Source organism: Verrucomicrobiota bacterium, assembly GCA_021413925.1.
In the GTDB taxonomy this organism is placed as follows: domain Bacteria; phylum Verrucomicrobiota; class Verrucomicrobiia; order Chthoniobacterales; family UBA6821; genus UBA6821.
Genome location: JAIOPL010000020.1, coordinates 1 through 23,319 on the forward strand (window position 1 = coordinate 1; position 23,319 = coordinate 23,319).

The 23,319-nt window shown below is 57.0% G+C and carries 19 protein-coding genes; 2 read left to right on the top strand and 17 right to left on the bottom strand.

Features of this window, described 5'->3' with window-relative positions:
- Positions 1-372: 372 nt before the first annotated feature.
- The 8 genes from lpxA to K8R57_08865 form a co-directional block, all read right to left on the bottom strand.
- Positions 373-1,197, bottom strand: a complete 825-nt coding sequence (gene lpxA / locus K8R57_08830; GenBank protein MCE9588403.1) for an acyl-ACP--UDP-N-acetylglucosamine O-acyltransferase — start codon at positions 1,195-1,197, stop codon at positions 373-375.
- Between the two features lie 404 nt (positions 1,198-1,601).
- A complete protein-coding gene (radC, locus tag K8R57_08835) occupies positions 1,602-2,297 on the bottom strand; it encodes a DNA repair protein RadC (GenBank protein MCE9588404.1) in 696 nt (231 codons plus the stop codon).
- A 299-nt stretch (positions 2,298-2,596) separates the two neighbouring features.
- Positions 2,597-3,592, bottom strand: coding sequence for a polyprenyl synthetase family protein (locus K8R57_08840; GenBank protein MCE9588405.1), 996 nt, complete (start codon positions 3,590-3,592; stop codon positions 2,597-2,599).
- A gap of 87 nt (positions 3,593-3,679) precedes the next feature.
- A complete protein-coding gene (locus K8R57_08845) occupies positions 3,680-4,510 on the bottom strand; it encodes an SDR family NAD(P)-dependent oxidoreductase (protein ID MCE9588406.1) in 831 nt (276 codons plus the stop codon).
- Positions 4,507-6,108 (bottom strand): peptide ABC transporter substrate-binding protein, encoded by a 1,602-nt coding sequence (locus K8R57_08850; GenBank protein MCE9588407.1) that lies wholly within the window; start codon positions 6,106-6,108, stop codon positions 4,507-4,509. The genes K8R57_08845 and K8R57_08850 overlap by 4 nt, the downstream gene beginning before the upstream one ends.
- Positions 6,105-7,100 (bottom strand): 2-hydroxyacid dehydrogenase, encoded by a 996-nt coding sequence (locus K8R57_08855; GenBank protein ID MCE9588408.1) that lies wholly within the window; start codon positions 7,098-7,100, stop codon positions 6,105-6,107. The genes K8R57_08850 and K8R57_08855 overlap by 4 nt, the downstream gene beginning before the upstream one ends.
- Before the next feature lie 44 nt (positions 7,101-7,144).
- Positions 7,145-8,539: a family 1 glycosylhydrolase gene (locus K8R57_08860; GenBank protein ID MCE9588409.1), complete on the bottom strand. Its 1,395-nt coding sequence runs from the start codon at positions 8,537-8,539 to the stop codon at positions 7,145-7,147.
- Entirely contained in the window at positions 8,536-9,480 is a 945-nt protein-coding gene (locus K8R57_08865; protein MCE9588410.1) for a hypothetical protein, read from the bottom strand. Before K8R57_08865 ends, K8R57_08860 begins: the two co-directional genes overlap by 4 nt.
- Before the next feature lie 38 nt (positions 9,481-9,518).
- On the opposite strand from K8R57_08865, the gene K8R57_08870 reads away from it, so the two are divergent.
- Both K8R57_08870 and K8R57_08875 read left to right on the top strand, forming a co-directional pair.
- Positions 9,519-10,862 carry a family 1 glycosylhydrolase gene (locus tag K8R57_08870; GenBank protein ID MCE9588411.1) on the top strand — a complete coding sequence of 448 codons (1,344 nt, stop codon included), beginning with the start codon at positions 9,519-9,521 and terminating at the stop codon, positions 10,860-10,862.
- Positions 10,863-10,939: 77 nt separating this feature from the next.
- Positions 10,940-11,626, top strand: coding sequence for a nitroreductase (locus tag K8R57_08875; GenBank protein ID MCE9588412.1), 687 nt, complete (start codon positions 10,940-10,942; stop codon positions 11,624-11,626).
- Positions 11,627-11,652: 26 nt separating this feature from the next.
- Here K8R57_08875 and K8R57_08880 read toward each other — a convergent pair whose 3' ends face one another.
- The 9 genes from K8R57_08880 to K8R57_08920 form a co-directional block, all read right to left on the bottom strand.
- Positions 11,653-13,488 (bottom strand): hypothetical protein, encoded by a 1,836-nt coding sequence (locus tag K8R57_08880; protein ID MCE9588413.1) that lies wholly within the window; start codon positions 13,486-13,488, stop codon positions 11,653-11,655.
- A 3-nt stretch (positions 13,489-13,491) separates the two neighbouring features.
- Positions 13,492-15,099, bottom strand: a complete 1,608-nt coding sequence (locus K8R57_08885) for an exosortase/archaeosortase family protein (protein MCE9588414.1) — start codon at positions 15,097-15,099, stop codon at positions 13,492-13,494.
- A 487-nt stretch (positions 15,100-15,586) separates the two neighbouring features.
- Entirely contained in the window at positions 15,587-17,062 is a 1,476-nt protein-coding gene (locus tag K8R57_08890; protein ID MCE9588415.1) for an exopolysaccharide biosynthesis polyprenyl glycosylphosphotransferase, read from the bottom strand.
- Between the two features lie 36 nt (positions 17,063-17,098).
- A complete protein-coding gene (locus tag K8R57_08895; protein MCE9588416.1) occupies positions 17,099-18,322 on the bottom strand; it encodes a glycosyltransferase family 4 protein in 1,224 nt (407 codons plus the stop codon).
- 123 nt (positions 18,323-18,445) lie between these two features.
- On the bottom strand, positions 18,446-19,075 hold the full coding sequence (locus K8R57_08900) for a YdcF family protein (GenBank protein MCE9588417.1): 630 nt from the start codon (positions 19,073-19,075) through the stop codon (positions 18,446-18,448).
- Positions 19,072-20,409: a glycosyltransferase family 4 protein gene (locus K8R57_08905; GenBank protein ID MCE9588418.1), complete on the bottom strand. Its 1,338-nt coding sequence runs from the start codon at positions 20,407-20,409 to the stop codon at positions 19,072-19,074. Before K8R57_08905 ends, K8R57_08900 begins: the two co-directional genes overlap by 4 nt.
- Complete coding sequence (locus K8R57_08910; protein ID MCE9588419.1) at positions 20,406-21,248, bottom strand: glycosyltransferase family 2 protein; 843 nt, start codon at positions 21,246-21,248, stop codon at positions 20,406-20,408. The genes K8R57_08905 and K8R57_08910 overlap by 4 nt, the downstream gene beginning before the upstream one ends.
- A gap of 12 nt (positions 21,249-21,260) precedes the next feature.
- On the bottom strand, positions 21,261-21,806 hold the full coding sequence (locus K8R57_08915) for a putative colanic acid biosynthesis acetyltransferase (GenBank protein ID MCE9588420.1): 546 nt from the start codon (positions 21,804-21,806) through the stop codon (positions 21,261-21,263).
- A complete protein-coding gene (locus tag K8R57_08920) occupies positions 21,790-23,145 on the bottom strand; it encodes a glycosyltransferase (protein MCE9588421.1) in 1,356 nt (451 codons plus the stop codon). The genes K8R57_08915 and K8R57_08920 overlap by 17 nt, the downstream gene beginning before the upstream one ends.
- Positions 23,146-23,319: the final 174 nt, after the last annotated feature.

Genomic DNA, 23,319 nt, shown 5'->3' on the forward strand with positions numbered 1-23,319 from the left:
ACGGAGTTCTTCCCAAACCGGTAGCTCTGGCTTAGCGCCAGCGCCCGAGCTGTGCGACTCGGGCTGCCGCTACCTTGCCCTTCCGGGCATTTGCGAATAACTCCTTGAATCTCCATATTCCGAGACCTACAAGGCGCAGAGTTTTTTAGGACGGAGACAACGGACCTTTAAAAAAAGTCCATACAAGCAGGATCGCCATGCAGAAAGGTTTTACGATAAAAGTGCTTATCTGAATTGTGACGAGGCCGTTGGTGACAAAGGCTCTGACCGAAGTGCTTTCTTACTTACCCTCTGCGTCTCTGCGCGACATTTTCTCTCTTTATTTGAATGCGTAAAAATAATCTGAAACAGCTTTTAGCCGTTCTCTAATTTTCACTCCTCCTCGTACTTACTATCGGATGAGGAGGAAGAACCACCATTGACGGGCTTTGCCGCGCAGACTCCACGCTTCTTGGCTGAGGCGATGAAATCGAGAAATTCCTGGGCCTCGGTTCCCCACGACGTATTCTTCGATTCTTCAAGAGCCTGAGTGATATTCAGGCCGTTGTGGTAGATCAGGCGGAAGGCCCTCTTGATCTCCAGCCTGTTCTCGGAACTGAATCCGGCACGCTTCAGTCCGACGGCATTGATGCCGGCCACCATGCTCGTACCATAGGCCGAAACAAAGGGAGGAATGTCTTTGGGAAAGCGTTCCCCTCCCCTCACCATACAGAGCCTTCCCACACGCAGGAACTGGTGAAAGACCGATCCTCCTCCGAGTACCGCACCATCCTGCACCTCGACATAGCCGGCCAGCAGGCAGTTATTGGCAATGATGACCCGGTTGCCGATCGAGGCATTGTGACCGAGATGGACGCCGACCATCAGGAAGTTTTTGTCCCCAACCTGCGTCACGCTCCCCTCCTTGGTACCGCGATGGATCGTCACGTATTCACGGATGATATTGTCATCACCGATGAGCACCTCACTCTTGGTGCCAGGCTTGAAATCATAATCCTGCGGATCGGCACCCAAGATGGCTCCGTACCCTATGGTATTACGAACACCCATCCTGACATGTCCCGTGATCACAGCATGAGCCTGGATCCGACACCCTTCACCGATCACGGCCCCCGACTCAATGATGGCCCCCGGCCCAACCTCTACATCGGCGGCAAGTTGGGCAGCGGGATCGACAAAGGCGGATGGATGGATCAGCGGCATTAGGGAAATTATGAATGATGAAGGATGATTTATGAAGGACGAAACGGCACTGGAGAAACCGACGCTGGGAAGTCGAGAGTCGATGCCAAGGATCAGCCTATATCCCTATCTACTTGCGCCCCCTTCAACCCTTGACGGCACTTGCCACCCGGCAAGCCGTGCCGCCCTGACGGGATGCCTTCGGCATTCTACCGCGCCGGTTCCCACCGGCTTGGTTCAACCCTTCAACCCTTCAACCCTTCAACCCTTCAACCCTTCAACCCTTCAACCCTTCAACCCTTCAACCCTTCAACCCTTCAACCCTTCAACCCTTCAACCCTTCAACCCTTCAACCCTTCAACCGTTTTCGCCTTTAGCCTTCATCCTTTCGCCTTTCCCCATCTCCCATCTCCCATCTCCTAAATCAGTCCAGCCTCACGGAAGCTGAAATACGGGGATTGCTCACCCCTCATTGCACCGATGATCACATGGTCAACCAGCGGGATTTGCAAGAGGGCACCGGCTTCAGTAAGTCTGCGGGTCAGGCGACGGTCTGCCTCACTCGGCTGAGGATCTCCCGAGGGATGATTATGCGCGACGGCGATCGCATAGGCCCCCTTGGCAATTGCCGGGCGGAAGATCTCCCGCGGATGCGCAATGCTTTCGTTGAGACTTCCACGGGAGACCTCCTTTTCCTCAAGTAGACCATGACGCGTATCAAGCAGAAGGATCCGCAGCGACTCGTAGGGAAGAGTCTGCAACTCCCCAGCCAGCAGTTCATAGATCACTCCGGCACGATCAACGCGCTGTCTCTCCAACTCGGGACGGGCCATCCTGCGTCCCATCTCAAAGGCGGCTTTGAGTTCGGCAGCCTTTGCGGGTCCCATGCCGGGTAATGAGGAAAGCTCCTCGACTGAACATCCGGCTAGCCGCCTCAGACTGCCCCATTCGGTTAGCAGTGATCTGGCCAGAGAAAGGACATCCAATCCGACCTTCCCCGTCCTCAGGAACAGGGCCAACAACTCCGCATCGGTTAGGACGGCGGCACCATGACTGAAAAGCCGTTCTCGCGGCCTCTCGGCACGGGGAATGTCCCCGAAGCATGAAGAAATCATGAAAGAAACTAGGCCACTCCTCGCAATTCGCAAGGGACACTCACGCGAACGGCTTTAAAAATAATCCCCGCAAAGATATGCGGAGAATGGAAGAGTAAATCTGGAACTCATGAACTCATGAAAAAACATGAGTCGAATTCAAACCATGATCCCCATGAAAGAGGATCAATCGGAAGTTTGCTGCTCCGACTGATGGAATCTTTTATTTCGTTTCTCTCTTCCTGAGTTCCTGAGTTCCAGATTCATCACCTTACTCAGGCAGCAATCCCAGAGAGACCCGCATCTCTTCTTAAGATGCTCTAGGAAAGGGAATCGAGAACTCCTCGCAGATACTCGGTCATGGAATGGAGCGCGGCCGCATGGCGGTTTTCCTGCACCTTTTCCAGTTCGGCATCAGCCTCGTCCACCAGGCTACGAGCGGCCTTCACAGCGGCAGGCAAGGCACCACGGGAGGTAACCAGTTCGACAAGCCGTGAAGGTGAGATCCCCTCTTCGGAGAGAAGCATGGACTGAAGCTCATCCCGCTCCTTGGCAGAGGAGTTCTGAAGGAGCAGCAGAACAGGCAGTGTGAACTTGCCACAGGCAATGTCTGTTCCAAGCGTCTTGCCGATCATCTCCTCGTCTCCGACCAGGTCGATGCAGTCATCGAGTACCTGATAGGCGATTCCGATCTTGTTGCCGTAATTCTTGAGGGCACTGATCACGGAAGGAGAAGCACCACTCAAGAAAGCTCCGAGCTCGCAGGAGACGGCAAACAGTGCGCCGGTCTTCATCTGGACCATCCTGTAGTACTCGGAAAGCGGTATATTCAGGTCGAAACGACGCTGAGTCTGAAGGATCTCTCCCGTGCAGACATCGGCGGCCGCATCGGCGATCCGTCGGGAAATATCGGAGTTTGAAAACTTAGTGGAAAGCCGGAGAGCATGAGCGAACAGCACATCCCCAACCAGAACCGTGAGGGAGTTTCCCCACTTGGCATTAAGGGTCGGTCGGTCACGGCGACGATCGGCTCCATCCATGATATCGTCATGGACAAGACTCGCGATGTGGATCAGTTCCACGATCACCGCCAGATCGACATGATCGGAGACAATCCGTCCGGTGGCCCCTCCTGCGAGAAGAGCGAGGGCAGGACGCAGACGTTTGCCACTTCCGCCGATGGCATACTCGAAATAATGCTCAATGCCCGCATCCACAGCCTTAGATTGCTCATGGATCCTCTCCTCGACAGAGTAAAGATCGGGACCAATCAGCTCGATAGCCTCCGCAAAGGCGGCATTGGATCGCGGGTCAATTTCTTTGGAAGACCATCTTGTGAAATTTTTCACAAGGGAACTTTCGTCGATATACCCCGTATCGTCAACATCGAGCAAAGAAGGATGTTATTTAGGTCTCTGAGGGCCAGCACCCAAGCGGATGGATTCACGGATCACGGGAAACGGGAGAAGACGGCTTCCGCGGACCAGCAATGCCAGCAGCGGATTAGGAATGACTCCGGGTTTATTCCGCTCAATTCCCCGCAGAGCAGCACGAACAACCAGTTTCGCAGGAGTCGCGAGTGCTGGATGGGTGCGATCCATAGCGCGGATGGTCTGACCATTACGGGTGGCGACCTCGAAAAACTCCGTGGGCACAGGCCCGGGACAGAGTGCAGTGACAGTTATCCCTTCCGGGGCAAGCTCCATACGGAGAGCCTCACTGAAGCTTGTCACATAGGCCTTGGTGGCTGCATAGACGGCCATCTCAGGGAGCGGATAGAATCCTGCCACGGAGCTGACATTCAGGATTCCCGAGGGACTCTGCGATCGGAGCATCGGCAGAAGAAGGTGGGTCAGATGGGTCAGCGCAGTGACATTCACTTCCAGAAGAGGGGCAAGACGCTCCCAGTCGGCGCTGTCAAAGGGGCCAAGTTCACCTAGGCCGGCATTATTAATCAGGAAGTTAAGCGGAATTTCCTCACGGATGATCCATGCCGTCAGACGCTCGCGCTCCGTGGATTGGGAAAGATCCGCTTTGAAGCAATCGATTCTCAGATTGGGATGCAAAATCTTCAGTGCATCTGAAAGCGAGTAAAGGCGTTCTTCGCGTCTCCCCACAAGGATCAGGCGCGAGGCGACAGGCGCAAGCTGACGGGCAAACTCGGCTCCAAGTCCAGCCGTAGCTCCGGTGATAAGAGCCGTGCAGTCTCTGATCGCGAATCGTTGTTTTTTCATTTTGCAGGGTGATCTTTGCGTAAGATCTCACGAATCGGATGTTCATCTAAGATATTGGGTTCGATCCCACCCAGTCGATTGCCATCGTATAGCTGAATCCCGACATAGAAGAAAAGGGGCGATATCGGCACCTGATCCCTTACTAGCAATTCCTCCGCACGGCGCATGACACCGAATCTCTTGCCGGGATCCGTCTCGGCAGCAGCAGCATGGATCATACGGTCATAGTCGGCATTCTTCCATCCCGTGCGGTTGTTGCCGCTCTCGGAGAGGAAGAGATCCAGGAAGGTGTTTGGATCCGGGTAATCCCCCACCCAGCTTGAGCGAGCGATCCCGAAATCCAGCGAACCAAGCGAGTTCAGATAGACTTTCCACTCCTGTCTGGCGAGCTGCACAGTGACTCCCAGGCGCTCTTTCCACATCGACTGAAGCTCGATCGCCACTCCCTCGTTCAACTCCCCCTCACTGTAGAGATAGGTCGTCAGCGGAAACCCCTTGCCGTCGGGATACCCCGCCTCTGCGAGTAAACGACGGGCTTCTTCCTGATTTTCGGGAAGTCCCTCTGGAGCCGTGTATCCGTTAATACCAGGAGGCACGAAGCTCAGCGCATCAGTCTCCCCCGCCCTCGTGATCTTGGTGGTGATGCGTTTGCGATCGAGGGCCATGTCGAAGGCCTTGCGCACGCGCACATCGGTAAAAGGACCCTTGGCGCAATTGAACCTGAGGAAAAAGGTGCCGAGGAACGGTGCTGCATGGAAATCGGGCCGTGTCTTGAGCGCATCCAGGAACGAGGGCGGAGCCAGTCCCTTGTCCATTATCAGATCGGCCTGACCGGCGGCATAGAAGTTGTAGGCGACATTCGCCTGGCTTATCGGCAGCACCTCCACAGTGCGCAGGCGGACGTTTTGCGCATCCCAGTAGAGCGGGTTTCTTGTCAGATGGATAACGTCATTGATCCTCCAATCCTCCAGAACGAAAGCTCCATTCCCGACAAGCTTCCCAGGCTTCACCCAGTCATCCCCGTACTTGGCAATCAGATCAGTCCGCACAGGATAGAGCGTCGGAAAGGCGCAGAGATCCAGAAAATAGGGGACCGGTTGTTTCAGCTCTACACGGAGCGTCGCGTCATCAAGGGCCCTTACGCCGACCGACTTGAAGTCAGGTGTCTTGCCCACGGGAGTATTCGCATAATCCTCGGCACCCTTCACCGAAAAAAGCTGATAGCTGTAGGCGGATGCGGTTGCGGGATCGAGCGTCCTGCGCCATGAGTCGACAAAGTCGTGTGCCGTCACGCCCTTCCCGTCACTCCATCTGGCATCGGGGCGCAAGTGAAAGGTGTAGACACAATGATCAGGAGAAATCTCCCAAGTAGATGCAACCCCAGGACCGGCGACCCCCTTGCAGTCGAAGCGGAGCAATCCCTCGAAGAGCGCATGAACGATTCGCCCCTCGGGTTGTCCGGTTATCAACGCCGGGTCGAGTGTCTCAGGTTCAGCCCCATTGATGAAAATAAGATCAGGACGCTCGCGATGTCGGGAGCAACCCGTACTCAGCACAAAAAGAGCTGAGAAAATCAATGCGATCAGACACCTACTCATGGGGCCGGCACAGCATGCGTGCAGGGCAATCCCTTCGCAAACTCATCCAGGCTTTGCATGGTTGTCTCCGCGATATTGCGTAGGGCATGCATCGTCAGAAAGGCCTGATGGCCTGTCACGATGACATTGGGAAAGGTCAGCAACCTAGCAAAGGTGTCGTCACTGATAATGTCAGAGGAGTGATCCTCGAAGAACAGACTGGCCTCCTCCTCGTAGACATCGATGGCCAGGAATCCAACCTTACGGCTCTTGAGTCCCTCCACCACGGCGGGGGTATCGAGTAGGGCGCCACGGCTTGTGTTGATAAGGAAAACTCCATCCTTCATCAGCTTCAGTGCCACCTCATCAATGAGGTGGTATGTGGAAGGCATCAGAGGCACATGCAGCGTCAGAATATCAGAATAGCGGAAGAGCTCTTCCCGTGTATCCACATACGAGGCCAGTAGCATTACCCGCTCGTTCGGTTCTTCGTCATAGGCGAGGATCTTGCACCCGAAGCCACTCAGTAGCTTCACCACCTCGGTACCGATACGGCCGGTACCGCAGACTCCGACGGTCATGTCACGCAGTTCGAAACCGCAAAGTCCCTCCAGGTTGAAATCGGCACGCCTCACCCGGTTATGCCCCTCATGGATATGGCGACCCAGAGTCAGAATCAGCCCGATCGTGAATTCCGCCACGGCATTGGGGGAGTAGGCAGGCACATAGGCTAGAGCGATCCCTAACTCGCGTGCCGCCTCACGGTCGATCTGGTTGAATCCTGCGCTGCGGGTTAGCAAGAAGCGCGTTCCTCCGGCCGCAAGTTGTTCAAGGACGCTCCTGTTCGCCACATCATTCACAAAAATCAGGACAGCCTCGTAACCCTCAGCCAGCAGAGCGGTTTGGATATCAAGTCGCGGCTCAAGGAAAGTGAACTCAATGGGGAACCCATCGGCAGACTTCTCCAGAACCGGGCGCTCGTAGCGCTTGGTATTGAAGACAGCGACCTTCATGGAAAGAGATGGAAGAAAGCGGAAACTTGAAACCTAAGTAAAAGCTACTGACCCGCCTTCGACCTATTCGCCCCATTCGATCCATTAGGTTTTCCTACAGGCTCCGGAGTCACCTTCTGATCGCGATTGGATCTACGGATCACATCCCTGTAATAGTAGGCCGAGGGCTTGAGAACTCTCTCTTTGGTCTTCGGATCCATGGTGGAGAGCCCGAATTTCGGAAGATAGCCGTAGTGCCACTCGTAGTTGTCGGCCAGCGACCAGACAAAGTACCCCTTCACGTCATATCCCTCGTCCATGGTCTTTCTGATCTGGGCGATGTGATCGCGCAGGTAAGAAAGACGCTTCTCCTCGTTTTTTGTAGCGATGCCGTTCTCGGTAATCATCATCGGCTTGTCATAGCGTTTGCCGACATAGCGGATCTGCTTACCGAGGCTATTCGGATCAATGCGCCATCCCATCATCGTGAAGTTGGGGCCGTGCTTCATCCCCTCGGAAAGAAGACTCAGGGGACCGGCCATCTGACTGTAGTAATAGTTAAATCCGATGATGTCACAGACATCGTAGATCCGGTCGAGGTGGTCAAAATTGGAGTGCATGACCGTATTGTAGAGCAGACCGCCAGGATCGAGTGGGGCGGGTGTCCACCAAGGGAGCGCCTCAACGCTCAGAACCTTGGCCGAGGGCTTCACTTTCTTGATCCGTGCCGCCGCATCGCGGAACATCTCCGCGCTGGCGATCGTAGCGGCTTCGTAGCCCTTGAAATCGAAGATGTGGCAGGGAGGCCAGAGACCTATGATGTAGGCGGTAAGAACCTGCCCGTTCGGCTCGTTCTCCGGTGCATAGTAGGTGGCGTAAGGGGCCGTCGCCACGACCACCTTTTTCACGTAGAGGTTCCAGCGTTCCCGGGCCAACGGATGAAGCCAATTGGTCTTGGAGCTATCTTTGGGGTCGGTGAGCCATGCAGGGAAGGTGAAGTGCCAGAGGGTGACCACCGGCTCAATCCCCGCCTCCTTCAGCTTGCGGCACATACGGACATAACCTTGGATCGCTTTCTCATTGTACTGACCGGGCTGCGGCTCAACGCGGGCCCACTCGATGCTAAATCGATAGTGAGTCACACCGATCTTCTTCAGCGCGGCAAGATCCTTGTCGAAGTCACTCCAAGTGTAGAGGGCATTGCCGACCACCGGAGCTTTCTTCTGCTGGACGAGAAGATCCCAGTCACGGAGATAGTAGTTCTTCTCACCGGGCTTCTCCGCCTTGTTCTCGTACTGGAGACTGCTGGTGGAGATGCCCCAGGCGAAGGGGGCGTAACCCTTGAGCTTTTCCGCGCGGTTCTCCGGGGCCTTATCGAGCGGGCCGAGCGGATGGAGGACGCAACCGGGAAGGATCGTCAGGAGGGCCGCGAGGGCCGAGGAACGGATGAACTTGGTCATTGGCGTGGGGTGGTGGCGGAGGTGGACTGCTTGAGCTTGTCCGTCGCCTTTGCGGTGAGCAACTTCAGGTCACCCATCGAGTCGCGGTAAAATCCCCTCAAACCAGGAATCATTTCCGACCAGGACTGCGTGCCACCGGAGAGGAATTTTTCGAAATTCTTGTGGCGATCCTCCCTCAGCTCACCTCTGGAGTCATTGACCACATGGAAGGGGAGCGTGTTCCTGCGATACTCGTCATCGGAGACACGGGCACGGTCGAGGCGTTTTGCATCATAGATCGAGATCCACCATCCCCCGTAGGAATCGGGTGCATCCTGAGGGGCCACCTCGAAGGTGAACTTTCCGACTTTCCTGATACCGCCGCGATCACTGATCCCATACAGTGCGGAAATCTCCTCCCGGGAAGTCAGGATACCGGCCAGATAGTCCCTAGCGACATTCTTGAAGCGCTTCAGCGCGAGCCCCTTGCCGTAGACACCGAACTCCACGCACACCGGATCCTCAGGATTGCCGTACACATTCAGCTCGGAGCGCTTGTTCACCCGGAAGGAGAGGTAGGGAATGTTGCGCAGACGGCCATTGTCGATTGTCGTCGCGGGCACCTGCATGAAGGACCGGATATTGTCATCGGTGCGAAGGTCCTGAACGATCATCCGCCATGGGGGAAGCTTGCCCGGATCGGCGATGTCGGCGAAGTAGACTAAGGCATCTCCCTCGTCCATGATTCGGCGGATCCTTGCCTTGGGGATCGTCACCTCGCCCATGCTCTGTTGGAGAATCACCCCCTTGGCGTCGTTCTTCAGGATTAGGCCGTGGAGCTCGCTGCCATCGTTCAGGATGAGGGTGTCGGGTGCCAGACGGCCGTTGGGCAGATCGATGGCTCCGAGCGGCTGTATCAGGAGCAGGCAGGCCGCCGCAGAAAGGAAAAACGAACGCTTCATGATTGATCGATTGAACCCTTGCTACTAGGGCTTGTCCCATGCATCAAGCAACCTTACGGATAAAGTTACCGTTTTTCCTGCTCCCTCTGCTCACCCTTGCCTTCAGCGGATGCATCTCGCCCGTTCCTCACTACCGGCCTCCGGCCAAGGCGATTGTTCTCGGGAAGCTCCCTAAGGAGCCATTCTGGTGGGGCACCTCCACCGCATCGTTCCAGAATGAGGACCGGGGATGCGCCCCGGGTTCCAAGTGGTATTACAGGACAGATTGGGACTGCTTTGCCGATGAGGGAGGGGCACCACCACGCGGTGATGAGGGAGTCTTTTCCTGGAGCGAATTCGACAAGGATCTGGCCGCCCTCCGGAAACTGGGAGTGAATCATTTCCGCTTCGGCGTCGAATGGGCACGGATCGAGCCGCGTAAGGGGGTCATCAACGAGGCGGCCCTTCGCCAGTATGGCGGGATGGCGCGCAAGTGCCGTGAGGCCGGGATCGAGCCGCTCATCACCCTCTGGCACTTCACCTTCCCCGACTGGCTCTGTCCCAAGGACAAGTCCAAGGCCAACTTCCTCAACCCCGACGTCCGCACCGCCTGGCAGGCCCACGTTCGGCGCGTCGTGAAGGCCACCAAGGGGGATGTCCGGATCTACATTCCGCAGAACGAGCCCAACGGGGCCCTTCAACTCGGATGGCTGGCCGCTCACTGGCCTCCCGGACTGCTGATGCGTCCCGGTTCCTACAAAAAGGCGATGCGCGTCTCCGCGGACATGTTCCGCGACGCCGCCGGGATCGTCAGGGAAGAGCGATCTGACGCCCTGATCATGGGCATCTATTCCCTGCCCCACTGGAATAAGGCCCGCTTCCTCGATCCCACGCGCTCCGTCTACAACCTCATGCAGCACCAGAACTTCGACCAACTCGACATGGTGGCCGACACCTGCGACCTGATCGGGGTGAACTACTACTACTCGCAGCAGGCCAGCGCGATTCGCTTCATCTTCCGACCCAGCGGAGAGCATAACTCCGGATACACCCAGCTCGGATGGGAGATCGTCCCCACGGGGCTCTATCACATCCTCAAGGATATCGACGGGCGCTACCACAAGCCGATCGTCATCTCCGAGAACGGCATCGGCACCCAGAGCGGCCAGAAATCGATCCGTTACTTCCGCGAACACATCGCGCAGATGCGCCGCGCGATCAACGAGGGAGTTGATGTCCGGGGATATTTCCCATGGACCCTCGTCGACAACTACGAGTGGACCGAAGGTTGGAATCACGCGCAGTTCGGCCTCTTCTCCTACGACAAGAAGACCCACAACCGAATCCCCACCCCCTCCGCCTTGTGGTACGCCAAGTTCATCGAGGCTTATCCGGAACCGTGAGGAGAAAAGATAAAAGGATGAAGGCGAAAGGCTAAAACGAAAACAGAGAGAAACCGATGGGCGATTTACATTCTCAGATGGAAATCACCAGGATCGTTGATGAGGTGATCCGCGGCAGGCGCTCGGTGAGGGGATTTCTACCGACTCCCGTGTCCAAGGAAACCATCCTGGAGATCCTGGATGTTGCTGCCCGCGCCCCCTCCGGGACGAATACGCAGCCTTGGCAAGTGATCGTCGTGAGTGGGGAGAAGAAGGAATCCCTCTCCAAGGAACTCATCGAGACCGCACTGAATCCCGTGCGCGATGCGCAGCATGTGCAGGAATACTCCTACTATCCGGAGAAGTGGGTGGCCCCCTATATCGATCGGAGGCGCAAGGTTGGCTACGATCTCTACGGACTACTCGGGATTGCGAAGGGAGAGCGTGAGCGCATGGATCAACAGTTTGCGCGCAATTACTCCTTCTTCGGCGCTCCGGTCGGACTCTTCTTTACCATCGATCGGATCATGGGACAGGGCAGCTGGCTCGACTACGGCATGTTCTTACAAAACGTCATGCTGGCCGCGCACTCCCGAGGCCTCGATACCTGCCCCCAGGCGGCCTTCTGCAAATACCACCGCATCATTGCGCGGCATCTAGAGATTCGCGAACAGCAGATGCTCGTCTGCGGCATGGCACTGGGTTACGAGGATTCTTCAAAAATCGAAAACACACTCCGCACGAAACGCGAACCTACCACGAGCTTCACCCACTTCCTAGAGTAAGCGACCCCAGTGCCCGCAACGTGGGATTACGGTCCGGAATTCTTTTTCTGAGCTGGCGAAGTGATGAGCGCCGCTTCTTCTGGCCTCAGATTTTTCTGATCGAATGAGGCAAAGAGCCTTGCCGCCCCCGCGGAATCATCATTAGCCCTCAATACCGCCACATAAACTCCCTTCCAGGGATCGGGGATGGAGGCCCAATCAATCACCTTGCCCTTGTAGAGATCAAGGGCACCCTTCGGATTTCCAGTCCTGAGTCTGCCTAACGCAGCGGTACTGATTCTTGCCATATTATTGGGCTGCACCTCCACAAGCTTTTCCGCAGTCCTCGAAGCCCCCTCAACATCATCGGAGATCAGCAACTTCAGATAGGCCAGATCACTCTGGGCATCTGTCATAGCGGGAGCCGCCGACACAAGCTCCTCGTATATCGGGATGAGTTGGACGGCCGGGGTATTTCGCGGCTGACAGCGGATCAGGCCGATCAGTCCGGGGATTTTCGTTGCCCCCCCGCGATCAGCCATTTCACGGTAAGTGCGCGCCGCCCGTTCGAAGGCCCCGATCTGTTCCTCGTATCCCGCGATGTAGGCCAGAGTCTCTGGCTTTTCAAGGTGAAGGGCTCCCCCGACATTCCTCCACTCCTCCTCGGCGCCACTCTGATTACCATTCATCAGAGCCACACGAGCTAAGAAGAGATGCCTGACGGCATCGGGAATACCGGCTCCCGCAGGCGAATCAAGCATTCTGTAAACCTCATTCCAATTTCCAAGGGATGTCTCCGCATCCAAGGTAACGAGAAGCCAATCCGTGTCCTTGAGCGGACGCTCGGAACCGGCAATTTCCACAACATCTTTTTGGAAGCCCCTCTCATGGAGCCACCGTGCAAATTCAAGCGACTCGACTCGGGAGGCCTTACTGTAGAATACCTTCAGTCGCTTCACGACTTTCTCGTTACCCTTGGGATCCATAAGGATCTCCAGATCCGCTGCAGTCAGGGAATCGAATACCGTGTGAGCGGATAATGTATCAAGCGACTTGATCAGCGAAGAGATCTCGTCCGGCGTGAGAGAACCCGTGGATCCCTGAGGTGGCGTCAGCGCGATCTTCGCAAGCAACCGCCAAGCTGAGAGGGAGATCCTTTGCCTGCTTTTCATCACCTGCAGCAGTAACTCCACGGCACTTTTCGCGCCATCCGGACTCTTGGTCGCAAGAAGATAGAGCGCGGCCTGCACCCTGAGGTGTGAAGCACTCTCAGGTGAAAAGGAGGGCGCCTTGGCAAGACAGCTCTCGGCAGCCTTGGCGAAGTCCCCGCTCTGAGCCATTAGCGACGCCAAGGCAAGAGTGCGTCGAAGGGACTGTTCATCACTCAGCTTGGAGGGCAGGGCACCCAGAGCCTCGTTCACCTGATCGGGATGTGCCGCGGCGATCTCTAACTCGGCGATCCCGAGGAGTTCATCAGGATCCGAGGTACCCGAATGCATGCGATCGAGAAGTTTGTTCAACGAGGCCTGGTCACCGGAGCGGGCATTGTAGAGCTCAACGGCATGCTGGACCCGAGGACTCCCGGGAGAGAGGGCAAGGGATTGTTTGAGAAGGTTGAGGGCAAGTGAGGCATCCCCGATGGCGAAGGCACTCCCGGACTTACGGAGAAGCACCCCGGATCGCCATTCCTTTGCCGCGCGGTAGAGAGGGTGAGACAGGAGAATCAGGAGCAGGAGAGCGCCAACCCTTATTATCCAGCGGCGTTTCTTCGGATCCGCAAACCACGGCACCGAGGGTAACTTGGAGTCCCTGCTCTCCTCGGAGTAATCGGGCAACTCCCCATGATCGCCATCCGGAATCTGTTGATCGTTCATCTTGTTCATGACTTAGTCCCTTAGCGGAGACACTGGCGGACTCACCGTCAATGTCTCTTGGAAATACCGCTTCAGGGCATCGCGGGCGGCGGCCTCGGAGGGAAGGTTCCAGAAAGCCACCTCTACCATCCTCTGGCCCCTGTTACGCGTCCCCATCATCACATTCCTGACGCGACCCTTCAGCGACTGGTCACGAATCATGGAAACACCCCCCACTTTTCCTTGCTCCATGATCGAGTGAAAGACATACACCGGCCAGCCTTGCTGTGAGAAAAGCCAGCCATGCAATCCGATCCTCTCTGCCGGCGTACCGAACTCCGTATCCCCTAGCTGACGTTCCAGATGCATACCCATGTTGGAAAGGCAGACTTCGGGGCTGTGCATCTGGACGGACTGCAGAGCCGTCCGACCCGGGGGCCACTCGAGATAGAATGCCTGTCCCACCTCCCCGGAGGCTCCCATCCATTTCTCGGAAAAACCATCCGGGTAGAATAACATGCGCAGCGTCCTTGGAGCGATCGGGACATCGGAGACACCCGCCACCCCGACGCGCCGGGCGACCTCCCATCCCCAGCCTCTGCCTGACGGCAGGTCATGGATCCGAAACCACAACTCGGTTGCCATCATCGATCCGACTAGGATCGAGAGAACCGGCGCCAGGATCCACAGGGAAGGTTTCCAGAGAGCGCCTGCGCCGGACTTGCGGGAGACTGCGGTGGCGGGATTCTTGGAGCCATTCATGGCGGACCCCCCGGATAGCTTGCGCTTCCAGCGCAGCGCACAGGCAAACACTGCGGAGACCGTCATCAGCAGAACAATCAGGCCCGCGGAGTCATGCCATGTCGACACGGCACCGATTCCCTGACGGGAAGCCACAACAGCTAGCAGGGAACTTCTCACGATATTGCCCGCAAGAGCCGCAAACAGGGCCACGACAAGAAGCAACAAGCGCCGGATCGGATGAAGCCGGAAAACCTCGCCGAAGAAGAGCGCCACCATCAGACCGCTCTGCAGGGATCGGATCCCGCTGCAGGCCTCCTCGACCCCCAGTACCCCGGTGGGCAGGAGAATCAGATTGCCCTGCCTGATCGCCTCACAGCCTGACCAATGAAGAATCTCAATCGTTGCCGATGTGTTCCATGACATCAGCAGGGACATCAACGACTGCTCGAAGTTTCTGGGCCACGGCACAGCGATGAGAAAGAAGGCGATCGGAAACAAAAAATGCCTAAGCCAGGCACGCCCGCCCAACTCGAAGGCCACGGACAGCGTCACCATCACCGATGCAAGCGAGGCCGCCAACCCCAGAGGCCTCCAGTCAGGATTCCCTTCGGCCAGAGGGATCACCAGAGCCAGAAGAAGCGCCCCCGCCATCAGGAAAATTATTCCTGCAGCACGTCCTCCGCGGGAGAGCCTCGTCGGCGCGGGGCGATCCTCCCAGCGCTTCATCAGCAAGCCGACACTCAGCAATGGGACCAGCATCCCGTAACTGTACTGGGGATCAACCACCCAATCATTCCAGATGATACGGATCGTCGCGATCCAGCAGGCCGCTACCAGCAGCACGGAGAGCACGATTCCCGAAGAGAGAGATGCATGACTCTGCCGTGAACTATCCATCCCACATTCTCCCCCTCACCGGGCAAGGAATCAAGCCCTGCAGGATCTGATTCTTTTCACCTCCCCTCCACCTAACAGCCTTCAGCCATTCCCTCACGGACTATTGGACTATTGGACTATTGGACTCACCTCGACGCTCGACCCTCGTTTGATTCGTTCGCTCCCGCTCAGCTTACCCTTTCAGGGCTACCTTCGGTAGTCTATCCGAGGCGTTCCCACGCCTACGTATTCTCGTCTTGGCTCCCGATTGATGATTGCTGATTGCTGCCTTCTGATTTCCCTCCACCTAACAGCCTAACAGCCTAACAGCCTAACAGCCTAACAGCCTAACAGCCTTCAGCCTATTAGCCTCACTTCCGGCTCTCGTCCCTCGACCTCTCGACGCTCGACTCCCCATTTTCGCCTTCAGCCTCCTCTTCCCCAATTACCCATTACCGATCCCCTATCCCCTCCCGCTCCGCGGGATCCTTCAGCCTTTCCCCTCTCCCTACCTCCCCTTGCCGAAGAGCATTGTATGAAGGGTCTTGAGGATGACCTCTGCATCCAGACGCAGTGAGAAATTCCTGATGTAGTAGAGATCGTAGGAGAATTTCTGCACGGTATCCTCCAGCGAGGCGCCGTAGGGATAGTTCACCTGAGCCCATCCGGTGATGCCGGGACTAACCAGATGACGATAGTGATAGTGCGGGATCTGACGTTCGTAGTCGGCGACCAACCTCACCCACTCGGCGCGCGGGCCGATCAGGCTCATGTCACCCTTGAGTACATTCCAGAGCTGGGGAAGCTCATCCAGACGGGACTTTCTCAGGAAGGAGCCGAGACGCGATACCCTACTGTCACCTTCCCGAGTGTAGCCGTCACCCTTGTCGCTTCCGACCTTCATCGAGCGGAACTTGTAGAGCGTGAAAGGCACACCATGAATGCCGGTCCGTGGCTGAGAGTAAATCACCGGCCTACCGTCGAGAATTAGGATCACCAGCATCACCAGCAACAGGATCGGCGAAATGATGATCAATGCCGTCAGGGCGATCAGGAAATCCACGCACCTCTTGACCGTGGAGTATACTGAGTGATTCACCAGGGTGAACTCCGTCTCCAGCGGCCATGTAGGGCCGATCAGATTGACCGGCACTTTCTGCCAGTAGTTCTCGTAAAAGGTTTCCATGAGGTACACCGGCATCAGCTCGAACTGAATTTGTCCAAGTTTCTCCAGTATCCGATGGTCCAAGTGGGAGAAGCGCGAAGCCACAACGATCGACTCAAAGGCATGCACATGATTGCCCCGGAGTTGCGTCAGAAGATGGTCCGCATTGGATTTCAGCAGGGGTGAATCCTCACCGGCCAGACGACTGCCCAGCATGGAAAGATCAGCCGCAAGATACTCGACCTGTTGGCGCTGATTGCTGGCGAGATAATCCCTGTAAAAGACAGGCCCCAGATCCTTGTCCACGATGGCGAGGATTTTCCCCTTGTCACGCCAATCCACCGTAGAGAACCAGAAGATCCGTCTTACCACCAGGGTGACGACTGCAAAGGCAACCACCGAGAGCGAGAAGATCGCCCTACTCGATGTGGCCGCGGGGCCGAAGGAGGCCACCACATAGAGAGCGAAGGCAGCGACAAAATACCCGCAGGTCATCGCGATCAGGTGTTCGCTGGCATAGCGCAGGGAGGCAAAGTCCGTGCGGAATCGATACCCTCCCACCAGCGCGATCGATACCATCAGCACGCCGAGCGGAAGCAGGATCGACGCGGGGGAGACGATGTTATAGTCACCCGTGATCTGCGTCAGACTGAAATAGAGCCCCAACCAGAGCAGCACATCGAGGAATCCCGCATACAGCGCGAAATACGACTTCCTCTTGCTTCCTCTCACCCGGCTTGTTTTGCGGCTATCGGGAGAATTCGACTTCCTCTCACCGTGCCTCTCTGCAGGCAGACTGGATTGATTGTCATGAACCATCGGCTATTTAATAGTCTGCCCACCAACCCCTTGAGATCAAGGCGATTCAACCAAGTCGGCGGCGCATTTCAGGAACAGCCCGAGAGAATCCACCTCTTTCAGAAAGAGCCGGCCCCTCCCCCCCGCCTGCTCCATCACTTCCGGAGCCCCGCGATACCTCAGGATCGCCATGACGAGCCCTTGGGCATCCCCCGGAGCGATCACCTCGCCCACCCCTTGCTCACGGATCACGAGGGCCACCTCCGAGCCTTCAGGCCCCACAAAGAGACAAGGGCGCCCAGCGGCCATCACCCCGTAGAACTTGCTCGGCACCACCAGTCCTACCATTTCCGACTTCATCGTCACCAGATGCAGATCACCGGCACCGAGACTCTCCGAGAGCAATCCCACCGGCTGAGGCGGGAGGAAGAGTATGGAGGACAATCCCATCCGCGCCACCTCACCGCGGAGCATGCCCTCACCGGGACCGCTTCCCACGAAGAGGAACCTGACCCCCATCTCCCCCCGCTCTTCCCGCTCTTCGAGCTCTTCAAGTAGGCGCGCCGCCTCCAGAATCGTCCCGAAGTCATGCGCCCTCCCGAGGTTGCCCGAGTACTCCACAACGAACGCACCATCCAGCCCATGCCGTTTCCGGAAATTGTTGTTTTCACGGGACACCGGCACAATGTCATCCTCGACACCCGCATTGGTCACCACCCGGATACTTCCCTCCGGGATCCCCCTCGCCTTCAGGTGCCCGACCATGCACCTACCGACAGCCAGCGTCAGATCGTGACTCCTCATCGAGAGCGTCGAGAGAAGCCTGAGCAGACCGGTCACCAAACCACCCGCACCCCCCTTGGGCAGCACTCCCGCCTCCTCGGCGATTTCCGGATAGAGATCCTGTGCCCAGTGGATCAGCTTCGAGCCCTTCAGCACCTTTAGGAACGGGCCGAGTATCAGGAGCATTGGAGGATCCGTCTTCGTCACCACCACATCCGCACGGGGAAGCATCAGGGCTTTCAGCAAAAGCGACGGGATCATCAGCGCATAACCGAGCGCCCGTGCGATCAGGCTTCTCTTGGAGAAACCGCAAGCCACGCGGATCACCTTCACCCCGCTCCGGATCTCCTCGCCGGCATTGGATCTATCACCCGCCGTCGTCAGCACCGAGACATCCCATCCTGCGGCGATAAAACCATGCGCCACATATTCCAGAACGCGCCCCGTCGCCCCGCTTTCAGGAGGATAGACCCGGTTGATGAAGAGGATGGAAGGCATGCGGGGAATACGACCATGTCGAGCGACGAGAGTCTAGAGTCGAGGGCTATTTTGGAAACAAACAAGTCAGATACCTCGCCCCTCGACCCTCGACTCCCCATTTTCGCCTTTAGCCTTCATCCTTTAGCCTTTCCCCATCTGGCCCTCGACCCTCGTCACTCGACCCTCGACTCCCCATGGCTTCACCCCATACACAGCCCAGTAGTAGACGATCTTCACGAGTTCGAGGGAGGCATTGAGTTGTACGTTTTTTTTGCCCTTTTTTGTTCCCCAATATTCGGGGGAGGTTTGCGTAATGGCAAATCTCACCTCTGGTATCTCATGCTGGAACACCGCGAGTGCCCGACGCATGTGGAAGGGTGACGTCACGATCAGGGCCGACCTGACTCCCTCCTTCTCCAGCATCGGGCGCAGAAGTCTCGCATTCTGAAGCGTGGTTTTGGAAGCGACCTCCATCGTGATCGCCGATTCCGGAACTCCCGAGGCCAGCAACCGCTTCTTGTTGGCCCCGAAGTCTCCCTCACCCGTGATAAAGATCCTGGGCGCCAGACCATCGCGGTAGAGTTTCGCCACCTTCACCGGACGAGCCTCCTGCTCTCCACCCAGCAGGATAAGGCAATCTGCACGGCCCTCCGAGGATTTCAGCATCAGCACATGCGGCCAGGCTCGAGGGAACAAGGGAGATTCCAGAAACCAGAACGCGGCGAGGACCAGCAGGGCCAGCACCGCGATAACGGCAGGGATTCTCCTCATCCCCTCCCCTCCGTCCACCGAGACTCGACCTTCTCCAGATTACTTCCCAGAACACCTAGAGAAAACCGTCCTATCGTCTCCTTGGCATGGGAGCGCAGGGATTCGAGAAACTGATGATCATGCGCCAGTCGCCGCATGGCCGAGGCCAACTCCCCCACATTCCCGGCTTCGACCACCAATCCGTTCACCCCGTCCCGGACCACGCTCCCGCAACATTGCGTCGTGATGACCGGCAACCCATGCGACATCGCTTCAAGCTGGGTGATTGCAAATCCATCAGACCGCGTGGGAAGCACGAAGACGTCAGCCTGATCATACCATCGGGAAGCCTCACGGAGCGACACCCTCCCGTGGAAGCGGATCGTGGAGGGCAAGTCCTCGGGCAGAGGCCTGTGGGGGCCCACCACATCGATGATCACGGGATCGTTGGCCATCAACCTTGCGGCTTCCACCAGATCATAGATCCCCTTGCGAGCGACAGTCTGGCCGAGGAAGAGCACGCGTAATGGGTGCCGGGAGTCGAACCTCGAAGGTCCGGATTCGATTCCGCTCCGGCCGCCTTCGTCGATTGCCCTTCCTATCCCATCCCTCATCCCGACTCCTTCGACTCCGGACTCCTGCCTTTCGACTTCGGCGGCTTCATACGCCAGCGGGACCACGGCGAGTTTACCCGCATCGATCCCTTCGGCGATCATCGCCTGCTTCGCCCACTCCGAATTCACCATGATCGTATCGGCAAGAGCACACTCCTCCCTCCAGTTGTTCCAATACTCCCGCGGAGGCGATTGGATCGTCGAGCAGAGCCACTCGGGATGATTTGCTAGAAGCTGCTTCTCCAATCTGTCCTCCCCGGGACCGAGGTCGATCTGTCCTAGGACCGTGCGCCATCCACGACTCTTGGCGTAGCGGAGGATGTCACGGGCGCTGTAGCTGTAGCAGAAGAGGGTTGGGGGGGGCTCCTCACCCACGGGATCAGGTATCGATTTCAGCATCCTGACCGCCGCCTTTTGAAACAGCATGTTCCGGGAGATTTTGCGGTCCCAGTCGCGCACTCCCCTCAAGCGGGCCATCAACTCGAAGTAAAGATACCTCATGTTGAAGGAGCGCACCCTTGCATCCGCGAGTTCGGGATTCCATCGGATGGCAATCTTCCCATGCTGGATGATGCGGGAGAGAAGGGAAGCCGGAGGCATCCAGAGATCAGTGATCAATGTCCGGAGTTTACCCTGACGATGCAGCGCCCTTGCCACCGCATATCTCTCTCGAGCTCCTAATTGGCAGACGATCCAGTTTGGACTCCCGGAGCGGGGTTTCTGAAACCGGGAAGATGTCATGAAGCCTTTGAAGGCAGGGATTCGGCCAGTTTGATTTCCTCAGCCTTAAGGCGAATCAGGTAATCGTAAAAGGCAACGAGCATGCAGTAATGGAAGCCGGGTAGCCCATCCAGAAACGCTCGCTTCCAGAAAAAGAGATACACAAAACGGATGAGCGGACGGCAGGGAATGCGGTCTGCCAGAAGTTTCAAAGCCTGCTGGCGTTCATCACCGTGCTTGCCGAAGATCTGGGAGATCATCGTCGTGAAGCCAAGATCCCGGCCCCCGCACAGTCTTTGCGCCTCGTCCGAGGAATACCTGTTATGGCGGCGAAGCCAGTCGGATATTCCCTTGGAAAAGTTATAATGGATATACGGCTCCTTCAGAAGGCCGGTACCTCTGGCTGCAAACGAAAGATGCTGCCCGTGGCCGATCTGCTCAAAGCGTGACTCACCCAGACGAAGCAGGCGCGCCTGGTAAAAGGGATACATGCTCGATCTCCGGATCCAGCGATTCATGAAGATGATTTTATTGGCTATGTAATAAGCGCTTTTCTCATCCCTGTATGTCACATCGCAGAGTTCGGCGTGAAGCTCCGGCGTGATGCACTCGTCGGCGTCCAGATGAAGGATCCATCGATTCTTGAACTCAATGGTGTCAATCGCCCAGTTCCTTTGACCTGCAAACGAGTCAAAGTGTCGGGAATAAACCCGAACAGGCAGTCCTGATAGGATATCCACTGTTTCATCCTCACTGTAGGAATCGACCACCACCACATCATCGCATTCCTTGAGCGACTCGATGCATCGACGAATGTTGATCGCCTCATTATGGGTAAGGATGAGAACGGAATAGGACATGCGCGGATTACTCTATTTTCGCTCCGCCACCCTGCGTGCCGGATTACCGGCCATGACGGAATTTCTTTCCACATTCCTCATCACCACCGAGCGGGCCCCCAGGACCGCCCCCTCACCGACAGTCACGCCGGGTCCCACGAAGGCATCGGCACAGATCCAGGCGCCCTCACCGACACGGATCGGCGGCTTCAGAAGCAGCATGGCACTGTCTCGGTAATCATGGCTTCCAGCGCAGAGATGGACTCGCTGAGAGATCGTCACCCGTTCACCGATCGTGACCCGCCCCAGATTGTACACCAGCGCATCAAACCCGATCGACGACCAGTCACCCACCTCCAGATTCCACGGGAGGAAGATCCGGACACTTGGATGGATTTGGACATGACGGCCGATCTTTGCGCCAAAGAGACGCAGCAAGGCAGTCCTCCATCCCCAGAGTAGCCGCGGACTGAATCGGAACAGAGGCCATGCCATCCCCCAGAGAACCCTCCCGAGCAGCTCCCTCCGGGAATACTTCCGGGCACTGCGGTTGGATGAAATGTCAAGGGCGTCGCTCATGGGACTGATTGATGATCAGATTCTTGTAACCATTCAGCATCGACTGGGCGATTCCTTTCCAAGAGAAATCCCGTGCGACCCATTCCCTGCCCCTGTCCCCCATCGACTTCAGGGAGACAGACCGGTTGGATGTGGCCTCTTGAAGGGCTCTCGCGAGATCATCGACCGACGGATCAACCCACCAACCGCACTGATGCTCCACGAGCCCCTGCCAGGGAGCACCAGTGGTTGTGATCACCGGAAGACCTGAGGCGAGCGCCTCCGCGACGGAGATGCCGAAATTCTCGCTATAGGTAGGCAGGATGAAGAGATCCGACTCCCGGTAGAGATCCCACTTCTCCTCATCCGAAACGGCATCTTCCAGCGACCAGACATCTTCCAGCCCAGCTGCCTGAACCATCGAAGCGATCTCAGAGCGATGCCCCGCCTCATCGGGTCCGACCACTCTCATCCTCCATCCCTCAGGACGGACTATGCCCCAAGCCTCCACAAGCATCGGAAGACCTTTCTTCGGATGAACACGCCCGAGAAAAAGGGCTGTCCTGACTTCAGGTTTGACGCCACTTCCTCCCGGAAGCCGTGGCGCCCTTCGGGCCCCGCTTAGCTGGGTCTTCCGCAGCGGTTCCCACCGCTTTGGTTCAAGTTTCAGATCACCTCCCACTCTCCCCCCTTCATCCCTAATCCTTAATTCCAAATCCCCTTCAATCTTCCCTTCTTCATCCCTTTTTTCAGGTTTCAGGTCTCCAGTTTCAGGTTTCACATCTCCCCCCCCCCCATCATCCCTAATCCCTAATCCCGTTTCCTTCCGCTCCCTCGACTCTCGTCCCTCGACTCTCGACACATTGTTTGGAAGCTCCACCCCGTTCGGCGATACGATCACCGGCATCTTCAGTCCCAGCTTTCGGAATTGGCTAGCCTCACTTTCCGCAGTGGCATGAAGGGCCGCCGCATCGAGAAGATCCCTCCTCTGATACAGCCACCAGGCCAGACGCTTCTTCCATTTCTTATGGGCCATGGCCCAAGGCTCCAGCATCCCCCTAGGGCTCACGATCCGGGGAATCCCAGCTTCTCTTGCCCATTGGGCGACGCGATGATTTGAGGGAAGCCAGACTCCGTGATCGTGAATCAGGGTTATGCCCTTGAGATCGGGTGAGTTCTCACAGAACACCGGTATTCCTTTCTCCGTGAGAGCACGCGACCACTCTGGGAGAACCCTCGATGCGATCCATAGCGCAACATCCAGCCCCTCCTCCTTCAGAGCGATCAGCAACTGAGGCACGGAACGCGCGGGCCCGCCGCTGGTAGGATCGAGAGAAGCGACGGCGTGGAGGACTCGCATCGGAAAAGTTAAAAGCTAAAACTGAAATGCTAAAATACTAATTTGATCGGCTCTTGGCATTTTGCATGGGGTGGATCATCAGTGATCCTGAACTATCAGCACAACACCGAGTACCGAGGGGCAGGAAATGGGTGCTCGTGAATAGGTGATGGGGAATGGGGCAGATTTCACCAC